A 22,135-nucleotide genomic window follows, 5' to 3' on the forward strand; every position below is an offset into this window, starting at 1 on the left:
ATATTGACAGGCGCAACCAGATGCCGCAATCGATGGGGATGGACACATCTAAACCCAACTTGCCCCAATCCTACCAAGACCGCGTGCAGCCGCATCTGCATGCTGCCGGTCTTTCCAACGCTGTCTCGGATGCGCTTTTGGTGTTCGAGGCCGAGCATTTTCATTATATGCGCCGCATTATGAAGGGCGACGTGCCGCAAAGCCTGCTGGAAGAGTTGGACTCTGGCCTAGAGGCCACGCAATTCCATGCGCTCTCGGCTATCATGCGCATTCGCAGCGGTTTTGGCCGTGCCACGCCCACAGAACCCACCGTCGGCCTGTTGGCCGAAGACCTTTGTCTTGATCCGTCCCGCGCCAGCCGCATTGCCGCCGATCTGGTTGACCGTGGCCTGATTGTGCGTGCCGCCAGTCAATCCGATGGCCGCCGCTCGATTCTGGTGCCGACGGAGCAGGCACATTCCCTGATCAACGCCTTCCTATCCGCCAAATGGACCCGTACCCTGCGCCTGTTTGCCGATTGGCCCGAAGAAGACATCCTGACCTTTTCCCGCCTTTTTGGCCGTTATTCCGAAGGGATGCGCGAACAATACCCCTTGCGTCACGATCCTTCATCAAAATAATGAACAATACAAGAACAGCGCTTCCCCTTTGCGCAATCCGGCGCTAAATTGGCGGCATGAACGGATTTGATGAAAATGACGCCTTTGAGGCCGCCGCCGCACGCCCCGTGCCGCTTTCGCAACGTGCCATGGCCACGCGGCCACAGCCCTATCTGGATGATCTGAATCCCGCCCAACGCGCGGCGGTCGAGGCATTGGATGGCCCTGTGCTGATGCTTGCAGGGGCAGGGACGGGGAAAACCAAAGCGCTGACCACCCGCATTGTGCATCTCCTAAACACCGCACGCGCCCGCCCGAATGAGATTTTGGCCGTCACGTTCACCAACAAGGCCGCGCGCGAAATGAAGCTGCGTGTGGCCAAGCTGATGGGCGGTTCCGACGCAGGCCTTGCGTGGATGGGGACGTTCCACTCGATTTCCGTGAAAATCCTGCGCCGCCATGCCGAGTTGGCGGGGCTGAAAAGCAATTTTACGATTCTGGATACCGATGATCAACTGCGCCTGCTAAAGCAGCTTGTTGCCGCGAATGGGATTGATGAAAAACGCTGGCCGCCCAAGATGCTGGCGGGCATCATTGATGCTTGGAAAAACCGTGCTTGGACACCGGAAAAGGTGCCCGCGTCCGAGGCCGCCGCCTATAATAACCGTGGGATCGAGCTGTACCAGCAATACCAAGAGCGTCTGCGCACCCTGAACGCCACCGATTTTGGCGATTTGCTGCTACATTGCGTCACGATCTTTCAGGCCCACCCTGATATTTTGCAGCAATATCAACGCTGGTTCAAATATATCCTTGTGGACGAGTACCAAGATACCAACGTGGCCCAGTACCTTTGGCTGCGGCTGCTGGCTCAGTCGCATAAGAATATCTGCTGTGTCGGTGATGATGACCAGTCGATCTATGGCTGGCGCGGGGCCGAGGTCGGCAACATCCTGCGGTTTGAAAAGGATTTTCCCGGCGCCGAAGTGGTCCGGCTGGAACAAAACTATCGCTCGACGCCTCACATCCTTGCAGCGGCATCATCCGTGATCGCAGGTAACACGGGCCGCTTGGGCAAAACGCTGTGGACCGAGGCAGAAGACGGCGAGAAAGTTCGCCTAATCGGCCATTGGGATGGTGAAGAAGAGGCGCGCTGGATTGGCGATGAGATCGAATCCTTGCAACGCGGCACGCGCCACATGGATCCGCATAGCCTTGATGATATGGCGATTTTGGTGCGTGCATCCCACCAGATGCGCGCGTTTGAAGACCGCTTTTTAACCATAGGTTTGCCTTACCGTGTGATCGGCGGTCCGCGATTTTATGAACGGTTAGAGATTCGCGACGCGATGGCCTATTTCCGGCTGGCTGTGTCGCCTGATGATGACTTGGCTTTTGAGCGGGTGGTCAACACCCCTAAGCGGGGGTTGGGCGATAAGGCCCAGCAAAACATCCAACGCGTGGCCCGTGCGGGTGAAGTGCGCCTGCTGGAGGGCGCGCGCGCGTTGCTGGCCGAGGGCGGTATTGGTGGCAAAGGGGCCGGTCAGCTACGCGCGTTTTGTGACGGCATGGCCCGCTGGCATGAGGCAACGTTAAAGCCCGATTACGACCATGTAGCCCTTGCCGAGGCTATTTTGGAAGAAAGCGGCTACACCGCGATGTGGCAGAACGATAAGTCGCCCGAGGCTGGGGGGCGGCTGGAAAACCTAAAAGAACTGGTCAAGGCGCTGGATAATTTTGAGAACCTTCAGGGGTTTTTGGAGCATGTCAGCCTGATTATGGAAAATGAGACCGAAGAGCAGGGGGCCAAGGTGAGCATTATGACCCTGCACGCCGCCAAAGGCCTTGAATTTCCTGCCGTATTTCTGCCGGGCTGGGAAGACGGCCTGTTCCCCAGCCAGCGCAGCATGGACGAATCCGGCAACAAGGGCCTAGAGGAAGAGCGGCGCCTCGCCTACGTTGGCATCACGCGGGCCGAGGAGATTTGCACCATATCCTTTGCCGCCAATCGGCGTGTTTACGGCCAATGGCAAAGCCAGCTGCCCAGCCGGTTTATTGATGAGTTGCCGGCCGACCATGTTGATATTTTAACGCCTCCCGGCCTGTATGGCGGTGGTTTTGGCGCAGCGGCCCCTGCGCCGAAAATTGAGGAACGCGCGGCGAATGCCGATGTCTATAACTCACCCGGTTGGCGGCGCATGCAGGACCGCAGCGCGCAACGTATGTCGCAACCGCGTGAGGCGAAGTCTACGACCATCGACTTGACCGCCGTTTCGTCCTTTACGTTGGGCGACCGCGTGTTTCACCAGAAGTTTGGCTATGGCACGATTGACGCGATCGAAGGGGACAAACTGGATGTTGCCTTTGATAAGGCTGGATCGAAAAAGGTGGTTGCCAGCTTTGTGACCGCTGCCGATCAGGCACATGACTTGCCGTTTTGACGGGGTGCAGGTGGCATAAGGTATTTGGACCAAGATGAAATCGGGGGTCATCCCCTTTTTACAAATTGTTCCATGGCATAAATGGTTAGCCCTGCAAGCAGGCCCCAAAAAGCGGCGCCGACGCCAAAGAAAGATACGGATGACGCGGTAGTGACCAGTGTGACCAGCCCGGAAAAGCGTTGATCAGGATGTGAAAAGGCCCCTGTGGTAGCCCCCATTAACGGCCCAAGCAGCGCCAAGCCAACCAAAGCTGCGATGAGCGGGGGCGGCAGGACGCCAAGCACCGGAATGATCAGCGGGCTGAATAGCCCCAGCAATAACCACACGCCGCCATAGACCAAGCCCACTTGCCAGCGTTGTGTGCGGTCGGGGTGGGTATCTTCACCCATGCAGATTGCTGCCGTGATAGCTGCCATACTGATGGTTGACGCGCCGAACAGGGCCGAGACCAGTGATGCGATTCCTGTGCCAAGCAGGCCGGAGCGCACAGGGGGCGTGTAGCCCGCCGCCCGCATGACCGCAAAGCCGGGCAGGTTTTGGGAAGCCATTGTCACCAGATACAGCGGCACGCCGAGGCCAACCAGAACCGAAGGCCGAAGTGTTGGCAGAATGAGGGTCGGTTGCGGCAAGCCAAGCGTTAGCAGCGGTAGTTCTGCCAAGCCTAGGATGAACGCCAGACCTACCCCCGTCACCAAGGCCGCCAGCACAGCAAAAGCCGGGTTTTTCAGCCGCACCAGCGCAAAGATGGCAACCATTGGCAGCACGAGCAGCGGAATGCCCTCAATCGCGTGGGTGAGTGGCAAGCAAAACGGCAGCAAAACGCCCGCGAGCATCCCTGCGGCAATCCCGTCTGGAATACGCTGTACCAAGCGGCCCAATGGCCCCCATGCGCCGGTTAGCACAACCAACCCTGCGGCCAGAAGAAATGCGCCCACGGCCTCGGGCATGGTGATGCCTTGGCTTGCCGCAATAAGGGCCAAGCCGGGGGTGGACCATGCCAGTACCACCGGCACCCGCGTATAAAAGCTAAGAAATCCGCTGGTTATGCCTTTGGCGATGCAGATCGCAAACACCCAAGATGCGCTTTGTGCAGGGGTTGCCCCCAGCGCCGCCGCTGCTGCCAGTAGCAAGGCGATTGTGCTGCCGTATCCGACCAACGCTGCGACAAGCGCCGATGAAACCATAGAGAGACGCATCATTCTGCCTTTCGCCAAGCGCAATTATGCAGGTTATCCCCGCCATAATACCAAGCTGCAAGCTGAAAAAGGAAAGCGGCGGCACTCAGGGAGGAGGAGAGAGTGCCGCCGTTCCATGTCGCCCTGACTCAGAGGGAGGAAGGAGCCGGGCGTCTGATGTGGGGTGATCACAAAGACCAGCACCCGAAACTTTGTGCAGCGGCCCCCGGGAGGAGGATAGGGACCGCTGCGACTGCCACCCGGCGCAGGGAGGAGGAGAGCGCCGTGTGTCGCATGTGGGGTGATCACAAAGACCAGCACCCGAAACTTTGTGCAGCGGCTCCCGGGAGGAGGATAGGGACCGCTGCGACTGCCACCCGGCGCAGGGAGGAGGAGAGCGCCGTGTGTCGCATGTGGGGTGATCACGCAGACCAGCACCCGAAACTTTGTGCAGCGGCCCCCGGGAGGAGGATAGGGACCGCTGCCTGTCTCAAACGGCTCAGGGAGGAGGAGAGAGCCGGATGAAAGTCTGGAAAACCAAAGCTTTCCGTATAAAGGACGGCGACACGAGGGAGGGAGGAGTGTGTCGCCGTTTACGCATCAGGCCCAGGGAGGAGGATAGGGCCGTTGCAGATTAGATATTCTTGCCGTAAGCCGCTTCAAGAGCGATCCGGGTGATCATCGAGCGCGAAATGCCCAGATCATTCAATTCACGGGTCGACAGGGCGCGCAGCTCGGAAACCGTTTGGTTGTAAACCCGACGCTTTTGCAGCGCTTCTTTTGCCGATTTGATGGCGCCAGAAACGCGGTCCATCAGGCCAAAGTTGGCAGCGGATGTTGTGTTCATATAAGCCATTGTATGCCTCGTCTTTCAGTTTGCTTAGCGCCAGTTGTTGCGCTGTTGAACCTAAGATGGGGCAATTGCTGCACTTGCACAACCATCCAATGCTGCAATGCAGCTATGCGGAAATGGAATGGCAAAAATGCTTAATTTACCTAAGGGAAACAGGCACTTCGCCTTATTTTTTAGCATTTGGTCAACGCGCCCTTGCCCTTTCCCCGCAAATTAGCGCCTTATGCGTGTATTCTGGACGGAGAATGAAGAATGGCGTTAACCAAAGATGAAGTGATGGCAGTGCTGGCGGGGGTTGTCTTGCCTGATGGTGGCACCCTTGTGTCGCGCGATTTGATTCGGGCATTGGCGATAGACGGTGATTCCATTCGCTTTGTCATTGAGGCTGAAACCCCTGATCATGCCCGCGCCCTTGCCCCCGTGCAGGCGCAGGCCGAGGCTGCCTTGCGCGCCCTGCCTGGTGTCTCAGCTGTGCAAGTTGTGATGACGGCCCACGGCCCTGCTGCCAAGCCGCCCAGCCTGAAAATCGGCCAGCATCCCACACCGCAACAAGGCGGCCCTGCGCCGATCAGCGGTATTGACCGTATTATAGCTGTAGGGTCTGGCAAGGGCGGAGTGGGCAAGTCGACGGTCTCGTCCAATCTTGCGGTGGCTTTGGCGAAACAGGGCAGGCGGGTTGGTCTGCTGGATGCCGATATATATGGCCCCAGCCAGCCGCGTATGATGGGCGTCAGCAAACGCCCTGCCTCGCCCGATGGCAAAACCATCATCCCGCTACAGGCGCATGGCGTTACTGTTATGTCTATGGGGCTGATGCTGAATGACGGGGATGCGGTGGTTTGGCGTGGCCCGATGATCATGGGCGCGCTGCAACAACTGCTGACGCAGGTAGAGTGGGGCAAGCTTGATGTCCTTATCATAGACCTGCCGCCGGGCACGGGTGATATTCAGCTTACTCTGTGCCAGCGTACGCAGCTGACTGGCGCTATAGTGGTATCGACCCCGCAAGATGTGGCGATGCTGGATGCCCGCCGCGCACTGGATATGTTTGCCAAGCTGAAAACGCCGGTGTTGGGCCTTATCGAAAACATGTCGACTTATCACTGCCCCAATTGCGGGCATGAGGCGCATTTGTTCGGTCACGGTGGTGTGGCGCTGGAGGCTGCCAAGATCGGCGTGCCCTTCCTTGGTGAGTTGCCGCTAGAGCTGGAGACCCGTGTTGCGGGGGATGCGGGTGCGCCGATTGCTTTGGGTGATGGGCCTGCCGCACAGGCCTATGCCCAGCTTGCTGCGCGATTGGTGGCTGGTGGCATGGCCTAACGCCCTTTATGCCACGTCATGCAGGGCCGCCCTTGATAGAAAAGGGGCGGCCTTTTGCGTTGGTGGGGGTAGGGATGGGATTTCATGGCCCTGCGTGTGGGATTTCTTGGGAATGGCATGGGCTGGTGCGGCTTTTCGCGAATCACTTAGGCGTGAATCGCGATCATTTCATGGAATTTTCCTAGAATATCAGCCCGCAAAGCCCCATATCTGGTCGGCAGAGGTTACAAAGTTATCTCAGCCCGGAAAAAAATGGGCTTTTTTGGGATTATCTGGGCAGGCCTTTATGTCTCTATATATGGTGTCTGATTTGCAGGCTTACAATACAATTAGATGGAAATCGTCCATTTTGACCACTAGATGCTGTTTGCGGCGGATGCGAAAAACAATATCTGCCCCCATTTGCCCAAAAAAAACCATTGTGTCCCACGTAATCCCATGGCAAACATGATTCACGGAAGCGGAAGACGGGCAAGACAAAAAAGGGACGATAAAAGATCCCGAAAAGGCGAAATTAGCAGGCTCATACAGGCAACCGCTCTTTTTGCTTCCGACGAAATATAAGAATCCGGCGCGCGAGCGAGCAGACATCCCCCCAGGTGGCGCGCGCAGTCGGTAGACCCCGGAGACGGGACAGGGCGGCGGATTGGGCAGTGGCAGCAGCTCAATCCGCCGTTGTCCGTTTTGCGGGCGCAGTTACGGATCGCCCGTTTTGCGGGCACCAAAAGTTACCATCCGTTTTGCGGATAAGGTTTTAAGCGGCCCCTCGGGCGGCGAAACACAAAAGGGCGCAAAGGGACGAATATACCGTGTCGGACGACTTCAGAGGCGAATACTACCAAAAGGTAGATAGCAAGGCGCGGGTCTCCATCCCTGCGGCTTTTCGCCGTGTCCTTGATGCCGGTGATCCGTCCAGCTCTGATACATCCCGCACCCGCATTGTCATGGTTTACGGTGGCCGCAGCCGCCAGTTCGTCGAATGCTATACCATAGAGGCCGCTGATGCGATTTCCGCACAGGTGCGCGCGCTGCCCATCGGCTCCAAATCCCGCAGAATCGCCGAGCGCGACTTGATTACCCGTTCATTGACCATTGAGATTGATGAAAACGGCCGCATCGTGTTGCCGCAAAAGGTGCGCGACAAAATCGAATTTACCGAAGGCGATGAAACCGCCTTTGCAGGTACGCTTGACCGCTTTCAGATCTGGAAGGGGGCTACCTATGACGCCGTCAATGGCAGCCTCGACGACGACGAGGAAGATGAATTGCCCGAGGGCATGGATGTTTTGTCGCTGCTCAGCGGCGTTGCTCCGGGGGTATAGGCCTTGGAGCACAGCGATCCCACATCAGGTCGCCCGCATATCCCGGTATTGATCGGCCCGATTCTGGATGCAGTTGGTCCTGTGTCTGGCCATTGGCTGGATGGGACGTTCGGGGCAGGCGGCTATACGCGGGCCTTGCTAGAGGCCGGGGCCGAAAGCGTGACCGGCGTTGACCGCGACCCCCTTGCGCTGGAAATGGCTGCGGCTTGGGCGCCTGAATACGGCAACCGCCTGCGCCTTGTTGCGGGCAACTTCTCGGATCTGGACACGCATGCAGATCAGCCGCTTGACGGCATCGTCCTTGATCTTGGGGTGTCGTCGATGCAGCTTGATCAGGCCGCGCGGGGCTTTTCCTTTGCCAAGGACGGGCCTTTGGATATGCGGATGGCGCAAAGCGGTGAAAGCGCGGCCGATCTGGTTAATGCGGCGTCTGAACAAACCCTTGCCGACATTTTATATCATTACGGCGAAGAGCGCGCCTCGCGCCGGATTGCCCGCGCCATTGTGGCTGCGCGTGACGTGGCCCCCATCACCACAACGCTGCAACTGGCATCCATCGTTGCAGGCTGTTTGCCGCGCCCGAAACCGGGCCAATCGCACCCCGCCACCCGCAGCTTTCAGGCCATTCGTATCGCCGTGAACACCGAATTTAACGAGCTGATCGAGGGCCTTGTGGCCGCCGAGCGCGCATTGAAGCCCGGTGGGTTGCTGGCCGTGGTTACCTTTCATTCGCTTGAAGACCGCATCGTCAAAAGGTTCTTTCAAAACCGTTCGGGCAAGGATGCACAAGCCAATCGCTATGCCCCTGAACGTGCCGAGGATACTGCGCGTTTCACCCTTGTCACCAAGGGTGCCGTTGCCCCCGATGCCGATGAAATTGCGCAAAACCCGCGTTCGCGGTCGTCCAAACTGCGCGTAGGGCGCCGTACCACTGCCCCCGCAGGCCCCGTAGATGCGGCGGCCTTGGGCGTGCCGATGCTGCCCACCAGCCCGTCTTACAAGTCCAGATCTGCCAAAAAAGGACATCGTTAATGCGGCCCTTCCTGTTTATCATTTCTGCTTTGGTTCTGATGTCGCTTTCGTTTTGGGCGTATCGAGAAAACTATGCAACGCAGCGTGCGCTAAAGGATGTGTCAAACCTGAACCGCGAAATCGCAGCTCTGCGTGAGGCTTTGTCGCAGCAAAACGCAGAATGGGCCTACCTTAACCGGCCGTCACGCCTGCGCGACCTTGCGGCGCTGAACTTTGATAGCCTCGGCCTGTTGCCGATGGAGCCGGGCCAGTTCAGCAGCGTCGATCACGTCGTCTTTCCGCTGCCCCCAGTGGCGGCGCCTGAGCTGGGTGGCCTGATTGATACCGTCGGCGTGTTGGATGGGGCGGGCGACGCTTCGCAAAATGGCAGCACCAATGACGGCGAAGGCCATATCGAGCCGCCTACCGCGACATCGGAGGAACCGCTATGACCCGCACCCCCCTGCGCCCCTTGGCCCGCATCCTTTCGGCACGTCAAAACGGTGAAAACCCCGATCATATTGAACGTGAGAACATCCGTCTGCGCAGCGAAGACACCCGCGCGCGATCGCAAACACGCGCCGAAGGCAGGCTTTTGCTGCTGGGCGTTGCATTTTTTGCCGCCTTTCTGGTCGTTGGCACCCGCATGGGCCAGCTTGCCGCCTCGGTCCCCGAAGAGCCGCGTTCGGCCGGTACAGGCACCGAAATCAGTGGCCGCCGCGCCGATATTACCGACCGCAATGGCCGGATTCTGGCCACCAATTTTTCCACCTTTTCGCTTTACGCCCATCCCAAACAGATGGTCGATCCCAAACATGTTGCGGTCGAGTTGGAAAAACTTTTCCCCGAAATGAAGGCCGCGGATATGGAGCGGCGCTTTACCGATGGCCGCTCGTTCATGTGGCTGCGCAAAAAGCTGTCGCCCGAACAAATGCAGGCTGTGCATGATATCGGCGATCCTGGCCTGTTGTTTGGCCCGCGCGATATGCGGCTTTATCCCAATGGCGCTCTGGCCGCCCATGTTCTTGGCGGCGCGTCCTTTGGCGCCGAGGGGGTTCACTCGGCCGAGGTGATCGGCACCGCAGGGATTGAGCGCGCGATGGATGCGCGCCTGCGTGATCCGGCATTGGCTGATACGCCAATGGCCCTGTCGATTGATCTGACCATCCAATCCACCATGGCCGAGGTGCTGGATGCTGGCATGACCATGATGAACGCCAAAGGAGCTGCCGGCGTGCTGATGGATGTTCACACCGGCGAGATCATTTCTATGGTGTCCTTGCCTGATTTTGATCCCAACGACCGGCCCGCGCCGTTGCTGAAAGGCGATCCCGGCGACAGCCCGCTTTTCAACCGCTCGCTGCAAGGGGTGTACGAGCTTGGCTCTACCGCGAAAATCTTTGCGGTTTCACAAGCGCTAGAGCTGGGCCTTGTGACCCCCGACACCATGGTCGATGCCAACGCGCCCATGCGCTGGGGCCGCTTTAAAATCGGCGAGTTTGAAGGGCATAACTATGGCCCACTGCTCTCGGTCACCGAAGTCATTGAAAAATCGTCTAACGTTGGCACCGCCCATATCGCGCTTATGGTTGGTGGCGACCGTCAGCAGGCGTTCTTGAAGTCACTCGGGCTGTTTGATCCGGTTCCGATTGAGCTGATCGAGGCCCCTGGCTCTGGCCCGCTGATTCCCAAGCGTTGGTCCGATATCGTTACCATCACAACATCTTACGGCCACGGCATGTCAGTTAGCCCGATGCATCTTGCAGTGGCGTATTCCGCCATCGCCAACGGCGGTGTGCTGCTGCCGCCAACCTTGCTGAAGCGCGACAAAATTCCCGAAGGCACCCGCATTATATCGGCCAAAACCGCCAAAATCGCCGCTTCAATGCTGCGCCGTGTTGTGACCAATGGCACCGCGTCGCTGGGCGAGGTCGAAGGCTATGAGGTCGGCGGTAAAACCGGCACTGCCGATAAGGTGAAACCGGGCGGCGGCTATGACAAAGACAAAAACATCAACACGTTTGCGGCGATGTTTCCTGTGTCCGACCCCCAATATGTGCTGGTCGTAACCCTTGACGAGGCCTCGGAAAACACCGGGCCAAAGCCACGCCGCACCGCCGGTTGGACAACCGTTCCTGTGGCCGCCGAGGTGATCCGCCGTGTTGCACCTTTGCTTGGGCTCAGACCACAGATTGAATATACCCCCCTAAACGCGGTATCAGCACAGCAGTAATAACCGACATCCGAGGGCAGAAATGACGCAGGCCAGAAAACTTTCCGATCTTGGCCTGACGGCACGCAATGGCGAAAACCCTATGGTTTCGGGGCTTTGCGTTGATAGTCGCGCGGTGAAGCAGGGCAATCTCTTTGCCGCCTTGCCGGGCGCGGTGATTCACGGGGCCGAATATATCCGCGCCGCTGTTGCGCGGGGGGCCAGTGCCATCCTGACCGATGCCGAAGGTGCGGCCCTTGCCAAGGCCGATATTGCCCCCGCAGCGCTGATCGTGGCGCAAGACCCGCGCCAAGCGCTGGCCTATACCGCTGCCCTTTGGTTCGGCGCCCAGCCCGAAACCATGGTCGCGGTCACGGGCACCAATGGCAAAACATCCGTAGCCACCTTTACCCGCCAAATCTGGATGGCGCTGGATCATGCCGCCATCAACATCGGCACCACAGGGGTTGAGGGCGCATGGCACGCCCCATCGCCCCACACCACGCCCGAACCGATCACCCTGCACCGGATGCTGTCGCAGGCCGCCGCCGCAGGCATCACCCACGCCGCGATGGAGGCCTCTTCGCACGGCCTCGATCAGCGCCGCCTTGATGGTGTGCGCCTTGCCGCAGCGGGTTTCACCAACTTCACCCAAGATCACCTTGATTATCACCACACGTTTGAGGCGTATTTTGACGCCAAAGCCGGCCTGTTCACCCGTCTTTTGCCCGAAGATGGCGTGGCCGTGATAAATATCGATGACCCAAAGGGCCAGACCATGGCCCGTTTGGCCGAAGATCGGGGCCAAGATGTGCTGCGTGTGGGCCACTCGGCGCGGGCCGATCTGCGTATTCTTGGTCAACGCTTTGATGCCACAGGTCAAGATCTGCGGCTGGAATGGCTGGGCGAGGCGCATCAAATCCGCCTCTCGCTGATTGGTGGCTTTCAGGCCGAAAACGTGATGCTGGCCGCAGGGCTCGCCATTGGCGCTGGCGACGATCCGGCGCAAATCTTTAATACCCTGCCGCAACTGGTTGGTGTGCGTGGCCGGATGCAACTTGCCGCGACCCGCCAAAACGGTGCAAGCGTTTTTGTCGATTTCGCCCATACGCCTGATGCCCTGCAAACGGCCCTGACGGCCCTGCGCCCGCATGTTATGGGCCGCATTGTGGTGGTCTTTGGGGCAGGGGGCGACCGCGACACCACCAAACGCCCGCTGATGGGGCAGGCCGCCGCCGAGCATGCCGATATCCTGTTTGTAACCGATGACAATCCACGCTCCGAAGATCCTGCCGCCATCCGCGCCGCCATTTTGGCAACCTGCCCGAATGCGACTGAGGTCGGTGACCGCGCCGAGGCAATCTTGCGCGGCGTTGATGCCTTGGGGCCGGGTGATGCGCTTTTGATCGCTGGCAAAGGCCACGAATCCGGCCAAACCATCAAAGGCCAGACCTATCCGTTTGACGATGCCGAGCAGGCCTCAATCGCCGTCGCTGCCCTTGACGGCCTGATCTGATGTTCGCAACGTCACGACTTTCCCCCTTTCCAAATCATCTGTTCAAAAATATCCCACAGGGGGTCCGGGGGATGTGAAATCCCCCGGCCTTTGCCGCATAGCAAATCGCCATCCACCAAAGGACTACCTGATGACCCCGCTCTGGCCAAAGATCCCGCTCTGGACTGCCCAAGACGCCATCACCGCCACAGGCGGCACATGCCCGACTGACTGGCAAGCCACCGGCGTCTCGATCGACACCCGCACCCTGCAAAAAGGCGACCTCTTCATCGCCCTTACAGATGTGCGCGATGGCCATGATTTTGTGGCTGCCGCCTTGGAAAAAGGCGCGGCCGCTGCTCTCGTCTCGCGCATCCCCGCAGGCCTGCCTGCAGATGCGCCGCTTCTCCTTGTCCCTGATGTCCTCAAAGGGCTTGAGGCATTGGGCATTGCGGCCCGCGCCCGCACAAATGCCCGCGTGATCGGCGTCACAGGCTCGGTCGGTAAAACCTCGACCAAGGAAATGCTGCGCGCAGCCTTTGCAGGCCAAACGCAGGTTCACGCCGCCGAGGCCAGCTATAACAATCACTGGGGCGTGCCGCTTACGCTCGCCCGTATGCCCGAAAGTACGGGCCTTGCGATTTTGGAAATCGGGATGAACCACCCTGGCGAAATCGCACCGCTTGCCCGCATGGCATGCCCGCATATCGTTATCATCACCACCGTTGCCCCCGCGCATCTTGAGGCGTTTTCTGACCTCGCAGGCATCGCCGCTGAAAAAGCCGCGATCATTGACGGGTTAGAGGAAGGCGGCACTGCCATCCTTCCCGCCGACCTTGACGTCACCCCGATCCTTACCGCCAAAGCCTCGCTTGCTGGCGTGACCACGGTCCTTTTTGGCAGCTACGCACAGGCCGACTATCGCCTAACAGACGTGCAAATCACTGAATTTGCCACGATTGCTCGGGCGCGTCAGGCGGGTGAGGATATGCTGTTCAAACTTTCCACCCCCGGCAAGCATTTCGCCGCCAATGCGTTGGCGGTGCTGGCTGCCTCGGATGCCCTCGGCTTTGACCGTGCGATCACCACAACCGACCTTGGCCGCTGGGCCCCGCCCGCTGGCCGTGGCACCCGCGAAACCATTGTGCTTGATGATATCGAAGGTCACAGCTTTGGCCTGATTGATGACGCCTTCAACGCAAACCCTGCCTCTACCGCCGCCGCCCTTGACCTGTTGGCCGCTTGCATGCCTACCGATAGCGTCGGCCGTATCAGCATTGGCCGCCGCATCGCCATTCTGGGCGATATGCTGGAGTTGGGGCCAACCGAAGACACCCTGCATGCCGATATTGCCACCCACCCTGCACTGGCCCATATCACGCTGGTGCATTGTGTCGGTCCGCGTATGCGTGCGCTGCACAGTGCCTTGCCCAAATCCAAACGGGGGCACTGGGTTGAAACGGCTGCCGAGCTGCTGCCAAAGGCTTCGCACCTCGTGGATGCCGGCGATATCGTGCTGGTCAAGGGATCTAAGGGCATCAAAGTCAGCCTAGTGGTTGACGCCCTGCGCAAATTGGGGCAACCGACCCCCTCACATCAAGGGACCGAGTGAATGCTTTACTGGCTTACGGAATTTTCAGACGGCGGCGACATATTTAACTTGTTTCGCTACATCACCTTCCGCGCAGGTATGGCGTTTTTCACAGCGCTGATCTTTGGTTTCATCTTTGGCCGCCCGCTTATCAACCTGCTGCGCCGCCGCCAAGGCAAGGGCCAGCCAATCCGCGATGACGGCCCGCAAACCCATTTTGCCAAGGCCGGTACCCCCACGATGGGCGGTCTGCTGATCCTTTCGGCGCTGCTGTTTTCCACACTGCTTTGGGCGCGGCTTGATAACGTCTATGTCTGGATCGTGCTCGGCGTGACTTTTGCCTTTGGCCTGATAGGTTTCGCCGATGACTATGCCAAAGTGTCCAAGCAAAACACCAAAGGCGTATCGTCTAAAATCCGCTTTATCCTTGGGCTTATCATTGCAGCCGCGGCCTGTACCGCCGCTGCTTGGGCCCATCCGGACGCGCTTGCCTACAAACTTGCTTTGCCAGTGTTTAAGGATACTCTGCTAAACCTCGGCTGGTTTTTCGTGCCGTTCGGGATGATCGTGATCGTCGGCAGCGCCAATGCGGTGAACCTGACAGACGGCCTCGACGGCCTTGCCATCATGCCGGTGATGATCGCTGCAGGTACCCTCGGCGTCATCTCTTATATCGTTGGTAACTATAATTACACTGAATACCTCGGCGTACATTTTGTTCCCGGCACCGGTGAACTCCTCATCTTTACCGCAGCTTTGTTCGGTGGCGGCCTCGGCTTCTTGTGGTACAACGCGCCCCCTGCTGCGGTGTTTATGGGCGATACCGGCAGCCTCGCCTTGGGCGGCGCTTTGGGCGCGATCGCCGTCTGCACCAAACATGAAATCGTTCTTGCCATCGTCGGCGGGCTGTTCGTGGTTGAGGCAATGTCGGTCATCATTCAAGTCCTCTATTTCAAACGCACCGGTCGTCGCGTGTTCCTGATGGCCCCAATTCACCACCATTTTGAGAAAAAAGGCTGGGCTGAACCTCAAATCGTGATCCGCTTCTGGATCATCTCGCTGATCCTCGCGCTGATCGGCTTGGCGACTTTGAAGCTTCGGTAACGGCGCGCTCAAGGACGTCGGGCAAGCAGCTTAAACACCTTTCTTGCCAAGTCCCAAGGGAACTTGGCAGCGCCCGAACCGCCCCCTTGGGACGGTTCGGGTGTTATTCTACAGCCAGGTGCGGTTTACCTCCCCAACTCTCCGGCTATCGGTGCTGAAATTGTTGGGCGACTATTCTGGCGGAATTTGTTTCTAGCCATTGGCCCAAAATCAATGATCTCGTCCAAATCGCTTGCTGGCCGCATCTCGCACACCCTTGCAGCCCGGCCCGCATCCCCCCATTCTGCGCACAGAAGTTTTGAAAGGCCGCGCCATGATTCCCGTCTCTTGTTTCCAAGGCCAAAAAGTTGCTGTTGTCGGCCTCGGCCGCTCTGGCCTTGCAACTGCCCGCGCTCTGACGGCGGGTGGGGCCACGCCGATCCTCTGGGATGATAGCCCCGAATCCCGCGCAAAGGCTGAGGCCGAAGGCTTTACCTGCACCGATCTGTCCCGCAACGGTGCCTTTGACGACATCACCACGCTGATCGTGTCGCCCGGCATTCCCCATCTTTATCCTACCCCCAACCGCGTGATCGCCGCCGCCTTGCAGGCTGGTGTTCCGGTTGATAATGATATCGGTCTGTTTTTCCGCAGCTTTGCGACCCAAGATTGGGACGGATTCGATACGTTACCGCGCGTGATTGCGGTGACCGGATCGAACGGTAAATCGACCACGACCGCCTTGATCCATCACATCCTGAAGGTCGCAGGCCGCCCCACCCAAATGGCGGGCAATATCGGCCGTGGCGTGCTGGATATTGATCCGGGGATCGACGGCGAAGTTGTCGTGCTAGAGCTGTCCAGCTATCAAACCGATCTTGCCCGCGCGCTGACCCCTGATATTGCGGTTTTCACGAATCTTTCGCCGGACCATCTTGACCGTCACGGCGGCATGGGCGGTTATTTTGCCGCTAAGCGCCGCCTGTTTGCCGAGGGTGGCCCCGACCGTGCCGTGATTGGCGTGGATGAGGTGGAGGGGGCTTATCTGGCCAACCAAATGGCCGAGGGCGCGCAGGATGATCGGGTGATCCGTATTTCCTCGGGGCAAAAACTGGAAGGCTTTGGCTGGTCGGTTTTCGCGCGCAAAGGGTTTCTGAGCGAGTGGCGCAAAGGGCGTCAGGTGGCCTCGCTTGACCTGCGCAACGTTCCGGGCTTGCCGGGCGCACATAACCACCAAAACGCCTGCGCCGCCTATGCCGCAACGCGCAGCCTTGGGATCGGACCAAAAGTGATTGAGCAAGCGCTGCACAGTTTTGCAGGCCTGCCGCATCGCAGCCAGTTGGTGGGTGAAAAGGATGGGGTGCGCTTTATCAATGACAGCAAGGCGACCAATGTCGACAGTGCCGCCAAAGCGCTGCAAGCCTTTCCGCGCATCCGCTGGATCGCGGGCGGACTGGGTAAGGATGGCGGGATAAGCGGTTTGGTTCCGTATTTGGGCGCGGTTTCCAAAGCCTATCTGATCGGCCATTCCGCCCGTGATTTCGCGCTGGAACTGGGCGACACGCCGCATGAGATTTGCGAAACGATGGAGCAGGCGGTGGCCCGCGCTGCGGCCGAGGCCGAGGCAGGCGAGGTGGTTTTGCTTGCGCCTGCGGCGGCGAGTTTTGACCAATATCCGAATTTTGAAAAACGCGGTGAGGATTTTACGGCAAGAGTACAGGCTTTGCTGGGGGCTTAAAGGGCGGGGGCGCTCGCGCCCCCCTTCGCCTAAAGGCGAATTCCCCCCTGAGGATATTTTTACCGAAAAGAAAGCGCGGCACGGCTAAAAAAGCCGGGGGTTTGGCGATTGATTTTGCCCTTTTCCCTAGCCACGGCGCGCGATCGTTGCTACAGTTTATCTTCGATCCGGGGGAACATCCGGGCGTTTAGGCAGTATACAGGCAAATCAGGCGGTAATCCCATGACTGAGATGGTCTATGGTTCCATGCCCGAAAGGGTAGTGGAGCCGGTTTTTCCTCGTTGGTGGCGCAGTATTGATCGGTGGTCTTTGGCCGCCGTCTTTGCGCTGTTTGGTGTAGGCATATTGCTGGGGCTTGCGGCCTCGGTGCCGCTTGCGCAGCGCAACGGGCTGGATGCGTTTTACTATGTAAAGCGTCAGGCGTTTTTTGGCACAATCGGCTTGGCGGTGATGCTGGGGATTTCCATGATGCCGCCGGCAATGGTGCGGCGTCTTGGCGTGATCGGGTTTTTGGCGGCCTTTGCGGCGATTGCAATGTTGCCCGCGATTGGCACCGATTTTGGCAAAGGGGCCGTGCGTTGGATCAGCTTTGGCTTTGCCAGTGTACAGCCTTCCGAGTTTCTAAAGCCCGGCTTTATCGTGTTGACCGCGTGGTTGATGGCCGCAGCGCAGGAAATAAACGGGCCGCGTGGCAAGTCGATGTCGTTTCTTATCACGTTTATTGTGGTTTTACTGCTGGCTTTGCAGCCCGATTTCGGCCAAGCCGCGTTGATCATTTTTGGCTGGTCGGTAGTGTATTTTATCGCTGGTGCGCCGATGGTTTTGATTGCGTCGGTTTTGGGGCTGGTGGGGGCGGGCGCGATGTTTGCCTATAGCGCGTCCGAGCACTTTGCCCGCCGAATCAACGGCTTTTTGTCGCCTGATATCGACCCGCGTACCCAGATCGGCTATGCCACCAATGCCATCCAAGAGGGCGGATTTTTTGGCGTCGGCGTGGGGGAGGGGCAGGTGAAATGGTCATTGCCTGATGCGCATACCGATTTCATCATCGCCGTTGCGGCCGAAGAATATGGCCTGCTTTTGGTGCTGTGTGTCATCGCGCTCTATACCACGATCGTTGTGCGGTCGTTGTTTCGGTTGATGCGCGAACGTGATCCGTTTATCCGGATGGCGGGGGCAGGGCTGGCGTGTATTTTCGCTGTGCAAGCCATGGTGAATATGGGTGTGGCGGTGCGGCTTTTGCCATCAAAGGGCATGACCTTGCCGTTTGTCAGCTATGGCGGGTCTTCGGTGATTGCGGCGGGGATCACGCTGGGAATGTTGCTGGCGTTGACGCGCACGCGCCCGCAGGGGCAAATCGGTGAAATCATGTTTCGGCGGGGCCGCTGATGGCGCCGCTGTTGCTGATCGCGGCGGGCGGTACAGGTGGGCATATGTTTCCTGCGCAAGCCTTGGCCGAGGCGATGGTTGCACGGGGCTGGCGGGTTAAGCTGTCAACGGATGGGCGTGGTGCGCGCTATGCGGGTGGTTTTCCGCGTGAGGTGGTGATTGAAGAGGTTGCCTCGGCCACGTTTGCGCGTGGCGGCCTGTTGGCCAAAGCGATGGTGCCGCTTCGCATTGCCGGCGGTATTCTGGCGGCCACATGGGGCATGTTGCGTGACAAGCCCGCCGTTGTAGTGGGGTTTGGCGGCTATCCGTCTATTCCGGCACTGGCGGCGGCGACGGTGTTGCGGCGGCCGCGCATGATACACGAACAAAACGGCGTTTTGGGCCGTGTGAACCAGATTTTTGCGGCCCGCGTGATGGCGGTGGCTTGTGGGACGTGGCCGACCACATTGCCCGAAGGCGTGACAGGGACCTATACCGGCAACCCTGTGCGTGCGGCCGTTTTAGAGCGGGCCGGTGCGGGCTATATTCCGCCCGGCGATTACCCGATGTCTTTGGTGGTGATCGGTGGCAGCCAAGGCGCGCGGATTTTGTCGGATGTGGTGCCTGCGGCAGTGGCCGCCTTGCCTGAGGCATTGCGCAAGAATTTGCGGGTTGCGCATCAGGCCCGTGCCGAGGACCTTGACCGTGTGATCGAGGCCTATGACGTCGCCGGAATGAGCGCTGACGTGCAGTCCTTTTTTACCGACATTCCGCGCCGCCTGTCCGAGGCGCAGCTGGTCATTTCGCGGTCCGGTGCGTCTTCGGTTGCCGATATTTCGGTGATCGGGCGGCCGTCGATTTTAATCCCCTATGCGGCTGCCACGGGGGACCATCAAACCGCGAACGCGCGCGGGTTGGTGGAAGGTGAGGCTGCGGTGTTGATCCCTGAAAACGCATTGGATGCGGCAACCCTGACCACGCATTTGGCCGCCATTCTCGAAAACCCGCAGGCCGCCATGACCATGTCACGCAATGCCGTGGCTCATGGGCGTGCCGATGCAACCGACCGTCTTGTTGAACTTGTCGAAAGCCTGACAGAAAGGGCCCCGCTATGAATTCCGTCACCAAACTGCCTGTTGAACTTGGGCCGATCCACTTTGTCGGGATTGGTGGCATTGGTATGTCGGGCATTGCCGAGGTGCTGATGACGCTGGGTTACCGCGTTCAGGGGTCGGATGCTAAAACGTCGAAAATCACCGATCGTTTGGCCGAGTTGGGGGCCAAAATTTTTGAAGGCCAAAGCGCCGAGAATATTGGCGAGGCAGCGGTGGTCGTGGTGTCTACCGCGATCAAAAAGGGTAACCCCGAGCTGGAAGAGGCCCGCCGCAAGGGACTGCCCGTGGTGCGCCGCGCCGAGATGTTGGCCGAGCTGATGCGCATGCGGTCAAACATCGCGATTGGCGGCACGCATGGCAAGACCACCACCACGACGATGGTTGCTACGTTGATGGATAAAGGCGGGTTTGACCCGACTGTGATTAACGGCGGTGTTATTCACGCTTACGGCTCTAACGCCCGCGCGGGTGCGGGCGAATGGATGGTGGTTGAGGCGGACGAGTCCGATGGCTCGTTCAACCGTTTGCCCGCGACGATTGCGATTGTCACCAACATCGACCCCGAGCATATGGAGCATTGGCACAATTTCGACGCGCTGCGCAAAGGCTTCCTTGATTTTGTGTCGAACATCCCGTTTTACGGACTTGCTGTGTGCTGCACTGACCACCCCGAAGTGCAAACCTTGGTCGGTAAAATCACTGATCGCCGCGTTGTGACCTTTGGGTTCAATGCGCAGGCCGATGTGCGGGCGATCAACCTGACGTATGAGGATGGCGTGGCGCATTTTGACGTAGCGCTACAAGGCGAAAGCCCTGACGAAAACGGTAACCCCGTGGTGATTGAGGGCTGCACCTTGCCGATGCCCGGCGATCATAACGTGTCGAACGCGTTGTCGGCGATTGCGGTTTGCCGTTTCCTTGGTATGAAAAAATCTGAAATCCGCGAGGCGCTGGCCGGTTTTGGCGGCGTGAACCGCCGCTTTACCCGCGTGGGTGTGGTGAATGGCGTGACGATCATTGACGATTACGGCCACCACCCTGTTGAAATTGCAGCCGTTTTGCGCGCCGCGCGCCAAGCCACCAAAGGCCGCGTCATTGCCGTGCATCAACCGCACCGCTATTCGCGCCTGTCCACCTTGATGGATGACTTCTGCACCTGCTTTAATGAGGCTGATGTCGTCGCGATTTCCGAAGTTTACGGTGCGGGCGAAGATCCTATCCCCGGTGCTTCGCGCGATGATCTGGTTGCAGGGCTTATTGCCCACGGCCACCGCCACGCCCGCGCGATTATGGATGAGGGCGATCTTGTACGCCTTGTGCGCGAACAGGCGCGGCCGGGGGATATGGTTGTGTGCCTTGGTGCGGGTACCATTTCCACCTGGGCCAACAATCTGCCTGCGCTCCTTGAAAGGCCAGATGTCAGCGGGGGCGTGGCGTGAGCTCGGCCCTGACGGCAGCATTGGTCTGGCTGGTTGTCGCCAATCTGACCGGATTTTTCCCGAGCCGCGATTACCATTGGCGCGCCGCTTATGCGCTGATCGCGGTGGGCATACCGATTTTGGGCTGGGTTACTTGGGCCAATGGGCCAGTTGTCGGGCTGATTATTTTTGCGATGGGCGCGTCCGTGCTGCGCTGGCCGCTGGTGTATTTCTGGCGTTGGCTAAAGACAAAGACGGTCAACCCTGCCGAATAGGTGGGTTTGACTGGCGTTTTTTGCCGGTCTTATGTTGCGCGCGGTTTGAAACACTTGCCCAAATCAAGCGCTGGCGTTACCAAGCGGGCATGACCCAAAATATGCCCCATTCCCACCCCGAAATGCCCGCCGTGCGTGGCACGTTAACCCAAAACCGTGTTTTGGCGGATCTGACGTGGCTGCGTGTTGGCGGCCCCGCTGATTGGCTGTTTCAGCCCGCCGATGCCTACGATTTGGCCGATTTTCTAGCCGCACTCGACCCGTCCGTGGCCGTGTTCCCGATGGGTGTCGGCTCTAACCTGATCGTGCGCGATGGCGGGCTGCGTGCCGTTGTAGTGCGGCTTGGGCGCGGGTTTAACGGCATTGAAATTGATAACGGTCGGGTAACGGCAGGGGCGGCGGCGCTGGACAGCCATGTCGCCCGCAAAGCTGCCGATGCGGGGTTGGACCTGACGTTTTTGCGCACCATTCCGGGGGCTGTTGGCGGGGCTGTGCGGATGAACGCGGGCTGCTATGGCCAGTATGTGGCCGATGTTTTAGAGGAAATTCAGGTCGTTACCCGCGAGGGGCGCATGGAAACGCTACCTGCCGCAGTGCTTGACTTGCAATACCGCCAATCCAACCTACCCGAAGATACGATCATCCTTTCGGCCACCTTCCGCGCGCCGTATGGTAACCCGCAGGCTTTGCATGATAAAATGACCGACCAAATTGCCAAACGTGATGCCAGTCAGCCGACGCGCGACCGCAGTGCAGGCTCTACCTTTCGCAATCCGGCGGGCTTTTCGTCCACAGGGCGGGCCGATGACAGCCAGGAATTGAAGGCTTGGAAGGTGATCGATGAGGCCGGAATGCGCGGTGCAACCCGTGGAGGTGCACAGATGAGCCCGATGCATTCCAACTTTCTGATTAACAATGGTGGCGCAACAGCCGCAGATTTAGAAGAATTGGGCGAAGAGGTACGAAATAGGGTTTTCGAACACAGCAAGATCACGTTAGAGTGGGAAATCAAGCGGGTCGGCGAAAGACTTGCTGAAAAATAATAATATTGGCCGCAAAAGGCCTTGAGGCAGTAAATATGGTTGGCATGTCGAGCAAGGCAGCCTCCAAGGTAGTCGT

At 58.9% G+C, this 22,135-nt stretch carries 18 protein-coding genes; 16 read left to right on the forward strand and 2 right to left on the reverse strand.

The features are described 5' to 3' along the window. Nucleotides 1-20 precede the first annotated feature (20 nt). Together ACEN2J_RS07305 and ACEN2J_RS07310 are read left to right on the forward strand one after the other, a co-directional pair. The gene (locus ACEN2J_RS07305; protein WP_442104528.1) at nt 21-620 is read left to right on the forward strand and encodes a MarR family winged helix-turn-helix transcriptional regulator; all 600 of its coding nucleotides are present in this window, start codon (nt 21-23) and stop codon (nt 618-620) included. A gap of 56 nt (nt 621-676) precedes the next feature. After that, the gene (locus tag ACEN2J_RS07310; RefSeq protein ID WP_442104529.1) at nt 677-3,040 is read left to right on the forward strand and encodes an ATP-dependent helicase; all 2,364 of its coding nucleotides are present in this window, start codon (nt 677-679) and stop codon (nt 3,038-3,040) included. A gap of 47 nt (nt 3,041-3,087) precedes the next feature. Here ACEN2J_RS07310 and ACEN2J_RS07315 read toward each other — a convergent pair whose 3' ends face one another. Together ACEN2J_RS07315 and ACEN2J_RS07320 are read right to left on the reverse strand one after the other, a co-directional pair. Continuing rightward, nucleotides 3,088-4,239: a benzoate/H(+) symporter BenE family transporter gene (locus ACEN2J_RS07315; RefSeq protein ID WP_442104530.1), complete on the reverse strand. Its 1,152-nt coding sequence runs from the start codon at nt 4,237-4,239 to the stop codon at nt 3,088-3,090. 610 nt (nt 4,240-4,849) lie between these two features. Next, nucleotides 4,850-5,071 carry a DUF1127 domain-containing protein gene (locus tag ACEN2J_RS07320; RefSeq protein WP_442104532.1) on the reverse strand — a complete coding sequence of 74 codons (222 nt, stop codon included), beginning with the start codon at nt 5,069-5,071 and terminating at the stop codon, nt 4,850-4,852. A 249-nt stretch (nt 5,072-5,320) separates the two neighbouring features. Between ACEN2J_RS07320 and ACEN2J_RS07325 the strand changes: the two genes are divergently transcribed. From ACEN2J_RS07325 to murB, 14 genes are all read left to right on the forward strand, one after another. Further along, nucleotides 5,321-6,388, forward strand: coding sequence for an Mrp/NBP35 family ATP-binding protein (locus tag ACEN2J_RS07325; RefSeq protein WP_442104533.1), 1,068 nt, complete (start codon nt 5,321-5,323; stop codon nt 6,386-6,388). 809 nt (nt 6,389-7,197) lie between these two features. Further along, nucleotides 7,198-7,710 carry a division/cell wall cluster transcriptional repressor MraZ gene (locus ACEN2J_RS07330; RefSeq protein WP_442104535.1) on the forward strand — a complete coding sequence of 171 codons (513 nt, stop codon included), beginning with the start codon at nt 7,198-7,200 and terminating at the stop codon, nt 7,708-7,710. 3 nt (nt 7,711-7,713) lie between these two features. Beyond that, entirely contained in the window at nt 7,714-8,742 is a 1,029-nt protein-coding gene (rsmH, locus tag ACEN2J_RS07335; RefSeq protein WP_442104536.1) for a 16S rRNA (cytosine(1402)-N(4))-methyltransferase RsmH, read from the forward strand. Then, nucleotides 8,742-9,173, forward strand: a complete 432-nt coding sequence (gene ftsL / locus ACEN2J_RS07340) for a cell division protein FtsL (RefSeq protein WP_442104537.1) — start codon at nt 8,742-8,744, stop codon at nt 9,171-9,173. The genes rsmH and ftsL overlap by 1 nt, the downstream gene beginning before the upstream one ends. After that, a complete protein-coding gene (locus tag ACEN2J_RS07345; RefSeq protein WP_442104539.1) occupies nt 9,170-10,954 on the forward strand; it encodes a peptidoglycan D,D-transpeptidase FtsI family protein in 1,785 nt (594 codons plus the stop codon). Before ftsL ends, ACEN2J_RS07345 begins: the two co-directional genes overlap by 4 nt. A 22-nt stretch (nt 10,955-10,976) precedes the next feature. Further along, a complete protein-coding gene (locus ACEN2J_RS07350) occupies nt 10,977-12,449 on the forward strand; it encodes a UDP-N-acetylmuramoyl-L-alanyl-D-glutamate--2,6-diaminopimelate ligase (RefSeq protein WP_442104540.1) in 1,473 nt (490 codons plus the stop codon). Nucleotides 12,450-12,579: 130 nt separating this feature from the next. After that, nucleotides 12,580-14,040, forward strand: coding sequence for a UDP-N-acetylmuramoyl-tripeptide--D-alanyl-D-alanine ligase (locus ACEN2J_RS07355; protein WP_442104542.1), 1,461 nt, complete (start codon nt 12,580-12,582; stop codon nt 14,038-14,040). Further along, nucleotides 14,041-15,123 (forward strand): phospho-N-acetylmuramoyl-pentapeptide-transferase, encoded by a 1,083-nt coding sequence (gene mraY, locus ACEN2J_RS07360; protein ID WP_442104543.1) that lies wholly within the window; start codon nt 14,041-14,043, stop codon nt 15,121-15,123. A gap of 313 nt (nt 15,124-15,436) precedes the next feature. After that, the gene (gene murD, locus ACEN2J_RS07365) at nt 15,437-16,840 is read left to right on the forward strand and encodes a UDP-N-acetylmuramoyl-L-alanine--D-glutamate ligase (RefSeq protein ID WP_442104545.1); all 1,404 of its coding nucleotides are present in this window, start codon (nt 15,437-15,439) and stop codon (nt 16,838-16,840) included. Between the two features lie 222 nt (nt 16,841-17,062). Beyond that, complete coding sequence (locus ACEN2J_RS07370) at nt 17,063-18,229, forward strand: peptidoglycan glycosyltransferase FtsW (RefSeq protein ID WP_442104546.1); 1,167 nt, start codon at nt 17,063-17,065, stop codon at nt 18,227-18,229. Next, nucleotides 18,229-19,323 (forward strand): UDP-N-acetylglucosamine--N-acetylmuramyl-(pentapeptide) pyrophosphoryl-undecaprenol N-acetylglucosamine transferase, encoded by a 1,095-nt coding sequence (locus ACEN2J_RS07375; RefSeq protein WP_442104547.1) that lies wholly within the window; start codon nt 18,229-18,231, stop codon nt 19,321-19,323. Before ACEN2J_RS07370 ends, ACEN2J_RS07375 begins: the two co-directional genes overlap by 1 nt. Next, nucleotides 19,320-20,762: a UDP-N-acetylmuramate--L-alanine ligase gene (gene murC / locus ACEN2J_RS07380; protein ID WP_442104549.1), complete on the forward strand. Its 1,443-nt coding sequence runs from the start codon at nt 19,320-19,322 to the stop codon at nt 20,760-20,762. Before ACEN2J_RS07375 ends, murC begins: the two co-directional genes overlap by 4 nt. Further along, nucleotides 20,759-21,016, forward strand: a complete 258-nt coding sequence (locus tag ACEN2J_RS07385; protein ID WP_442104551.1) for a DUF2484 family protein — start codon at nt 20,759-20,761, stop codon at nt 21,014-21,016. Before murC ends, ACEN2J_RS07385 begins: the two co-directional genes overlap by 4 nt. 101 nt (nt 21,017-21,117) lie before the next feature. Continuing rightward, nucleotides 21,118-22,059 (forward strand): UDP-N-acetylmuramate dehydrogenase, encoded by a 942-nt coding sequence (gene murB / locus ACEN2J_RS07390; protein ID WP_442104553.1) that lies wholly within the window; start codon nt 21,118-21,120, stop codon nt 22,057-22,059. Nucleotides 22,060-22,135: the final 76 nt, after the last annotated feature.

The organism is Pseudorhodobacter sp. W20_MBD10_FR17 (assembly GCF_052119765.1).
GTDB lineage: Bacteria > Pseudomonadota > Alphaproteobacteria > Rhodobacterales > Rhodobacteraceae > Pseudorhodobacter.